This is a genomic window from Novosphingobium sp. AAP83, from assembly GCF_001295795.1.
GTDB lineage: Bacteria > Pseudomonadota > Alphaproteobacteria > Sphingomonadales > Sphingomonadaceae > Novosphingobium.
Window position 1 is genome coordinate 1 of record NZ_LJHY01000055.1, and the last position, 3,576, is coordinate 3,576.

Here is a 3,576-nt window from a genome sequence, read left to right on the forward strand (position 1 = left end):
TCGTTCGCCATGGCGATTGCCTCTGCCTCGGTGTCGAAGCGGAACACCGGCGCGACCGGTCCGAAGGTCTCCTCGCTGAAGATACGCGCCTGGCGCGGGACATCGCGCAGCACGGTGGGCTGGAAGAAGGTTCCGCCCAGTGCATGGCGCTCGCCGCCAGCGACGATCCGGGCACCCTGCGCCACCGCATCGGCGACATGCTCTTCGACCTTGGCAACCGCCGCAGCGTCAATCAGCGGGCCGATGGCTGTGCCGGGTTGTGTGCCGATCCCGACCGGTAGCTTGTCGGTTTCCTCGGCCAGCCGGGCGACAAAGGCGTCATGGATACCGGCCTGCACCAGAAAACGGTTGGCACCGATGCACGACTGGCCCGAGTTGCGATACTTTGCGATCAGCGCGGCGCTGACGGCAGTTTCGAGGTCAGCGTCGTCGAACACGATGAAGGGCGCATTCCCGCCCAGTTCCATGCTGGTGCGCTTGATCGTGGGGGCGCATTGTGCCAGCAGCACAGCGCCGATCTCGGTCGAGCCGGTGAAGGATAGTTTGCGCACCTCGGGGTTCGCCGTCAACTCGCCGCCAATCGCGCTGGCCGATCCGGTGAGGATGTTGCAAACGCCCGGCGGCAGGCCGGCCCGCTCGGCCAGAACGCCCAGAGCCAGCGCCGTCAGCGGGGTCTGGCTGGCGGGCTTGATCACCCCGGTACAACCCGCTGCCCAGCCAGGCGCGGCCTTGCGCGTCATCATTGCGGCAGGAAAGTTCCATGGGGTGATCGCGGCAAAGACGCCGACGGGAGCCTTTTGCACCGGAATCCGCCGACCCGGCAGATTGGCCGGGATGACGCTGCCGTTGATCCGGCAGGCCTCTTCCGAATACCACGCCATAAAACTGGCGGCGTAGAGGATCTCGCCCTTCGCCTCGGCCAGCGGCTTGCCCTGTTCGGATGTGATGATGAGAGCGAGATCGTCGATATGGGCGATCATCAGGTCATAAAGGGTGCGCAGGATCCCGCTGCGCTCCTTCGCCAATCGGGCGCGCCATCCGGGCAGCGCACGGGCCGCCGCCGCAATCGCGCGACGGGTTTCGGCGGCCCCTGCCTTGGGCACATGAGCAATCAGCGCGCCGGTAGCGGGATTGCGCACTTCGAGCGTTTCGCCGCTATCGGCAGGCAGCCATTGCCCATCGATCAGCAGCGCCTGACGCAGCAGGCCGGGGTCGTTCAGCGGGAGGGCCATGACCTGTTCCATTGACCGCCCTAAGCCCGGTTGCGGCCGATGAAGAACAGTTCATCGGGATCGCGCGTCGGGTTCATGCCGGCAGCTTCCTGCCCGCGGCGCAGCGCGATCATCTCGCGCTGATAGATGCGTGGGGTCGGATGGCGCAGCGGCCCGCCGTTGTAGCCTTGCAGCCAGCCTTCATACTTCCAGATCACCCGGTTGATTAGTCCGAAGCTCGAATGGGCAATCCCCCCGAACGCCTTGCGCGCCGGATCGAGCCGGTGGTAGATTTCGGTCGCTTCGGCGTGGCGGCCTGCACGGATCAGGTTGAACACCTGCGGCAGGATCGGGCCGTAATAGGCCGAATAATTTGTCCCGCAGAACGGGATATCGATCAGCTGAGCCATGGGCACGAATTCGTGCTCCATCGGGAAGGAGATCACCACCTCTTCGCCAAAGGCGCGATGCACTTCGACTGGGCCCATCAGATGCGGCATTCCGCCTTCGGCCTTGATCGCAACGACATTGGGACAATCATCAATCAGGCGGCGCAGGAGGGGAATCGGCATGTCGATCGGGCTCAGGCGGCCAAAACCCCAGGTTGGGATCGGGAACAGCATCACAGCCATGTCGGTCGCGTCGCAGAACGCCTTGGTGTAGTCGTAGATTTCATCGAGCGACTGCGGATAGAAGTAGGGCGGGTAGCCGAGCAGAACCAGTTCTGCGCCCGCGTCCTGCGCGAGGCGGGCAGCTGCGATGTTATCTTCGAGCGTGTTGAACACGGCGTGATGCACCACGAAAATGCGCCCCGCAGCCTGATCGACCATGATCTCGACAAAGCGGCGGTATTCGTCCAGCGTGATCGCAACTTCCGAACAGGACAGCGTCCCGACGAAGCCGTGCTCGATGGTCTTTTCCACGTCATGCCGGATCGCCGCTTCGTTAAGCGCGGTGCAATCGGCGGTCATCGTCGGGATGACCACACTGGCAACCCCCAGCATCTTTTCACGCGCCCAGGCGCGGGCTTCGGATCGGGCATAGCTGGGCATGGATAGTCCTTTCAGGGGGCTTGTTGGGGTGGGGCGTCGGCGCCGGGGCTATTTGCCCTTGTTGACCGGGGTGATTGGAGCGGGGATGAGCGTGCCCAGCCCTGCGGCCAGCGCCCGCTCAACACACAGCGCCGCAACGGCGAGATCCTGAAGCGCAGCGCCCACGGATTTGTAGATGACAATCTGCGCGGGATCGGTACGCCCGGGGTGATCGCCGCACACCACATCCTCAAGCGAGACAGTGCGCGGTGCAAAATCCACCCCGGCAGCAGTGGCGGCCAGCATGTCGCCGGTGTCGTGCACAACTTCCTCGACCATGTCGGCCACGATCACATCGGCGCGGCGGATCGCCTCGACATCCAGTTCACGCTGCTCCGGCAGCGTGGAGCCGATCGAGACCACGGTGGCTCCAGGGGCGAGCCATTCGCCCAGCAGGGTCGGGGATTCGTCCCGCGAACGGGCCGCGCAGATGATCAGATCAGCACCCGCGATTGCAGCCTCAGGCGAGGCTGCGGCAGTTGCGGCAATGCCGATATCGGCCATGGCATCGCAAAACGACTGGCGGCTTGCCGGGCTCGGGCTGAAGACAGTTGCAGCGCCAATCGGTCCGCTGCGCGCCATGGCTTCCAGATGGGTTCGCGCTTCAAAGCCTGATCCGATCAGCGCGATCGACGGTGCCGGATTTGTGCAGAGGCGGCGCGCGGCCAGCGCACTGGTGGCCGCCGTGCGAAGGCCGGTGATCGATGCGGCATCAATCAGCGCGACCAGCGCCATCGTCTCGCCGTCGAACAACGGGATCAGATAGGATGCGACCTTGTTGGCAGGCGACGCGGCAATCAGCTTTGCGCCGAAGAGCTTCTGCCCCGGCAGGACACCGCTCAGCGTGCGCAGCCAAAGCCCCTTGCCCCGCGCCATCGACCGCGGCGGGAACTGCGCCTCATCGATCCGGGAGCCATAGGCCGCAGCCAACGCGTCAATGCCATCGGCCCAGGTGAAGGCTTCGCGAACTTGGCTATCGTTTAGCAGCAGAGTCTGGCCGTTGAGTGGCATGGTCGGTGTCTCGGGACGAAGGGGAATGAGGCGCTAATCCAACGCATTGGTCAATTTAAGGTTATATTGATGCGTGTCAATTGGATTATTGATTCATTGCCAGACCGAGCCAGCAGCGATCAGGTGCTGCATGATCACCGATGATCTCACCCGGCTGACAGCCTTGCTCGATGAAACAGTCGCCCGCGCTGAAAGCAGACCGCCATCCGAGCCGCAGTTGAGCGAGGAGATCGGTACATCGCGCGGGCGTTTGCGGACGCTTC

At 64.1% G+C, this 3,576-nt stretch carries 3 protein-coding genes; all 3 read right to left on the minus strand.

The window, feature by feature from the left end; translation table 11 throughout:
* A partial coding sequence (locus IP81_RS16980) for an NAD-dependent succinate-semialdehyde dehydrogenase (RefSeq protein WP_197274689.1) occupies window positions 1–1,232 on the minus strand: 1,232 nt, incomplete at its 3' end.
* 20 nt (window positions 1,233–1,252) lie between these two features.
* On the minus strand, window positions 1,253–2,263 hold the full coding sequence (locus tag IP81_RS16985) for a dihydrodipicolinate synthase family protein (protein WP_054109194.1): 1,011 nt from the start codon (window positions 2,261–2,263) through the stop codon (window positions 1,253–1,255).
* A 48-nt stretch (window positions 2,264–2,311) separates the two neighbouring features.
* Entirely contained in the window at window positions 2,312–3,313 is a 1,002-nt protein-coding gene (locus IP81_RS16990; protein WP_054109195.1) for an ornithine cyclodeaminase family protein, read from the minus strand.
* Window positions 3,314–3,576 lie beyond the last annotated feature (263 nt).

Coding starts and splice junctions, on each gene's coding strand:
- IP81_RS16990 (WP_054109195.1), bottom strand. CDS start 3,313: ATGCCACTCAACGGCCAGACTCTGCTGCTAAACGATAGCCAAGTTCGC.
- IP81_RS16985 (WP_054109194.1), bottom strand. CDS start 2,263: ATGCCCAGCTATGCCCGATCCGAAGCCCGCGCCTGGGCGCGTGAAAAG.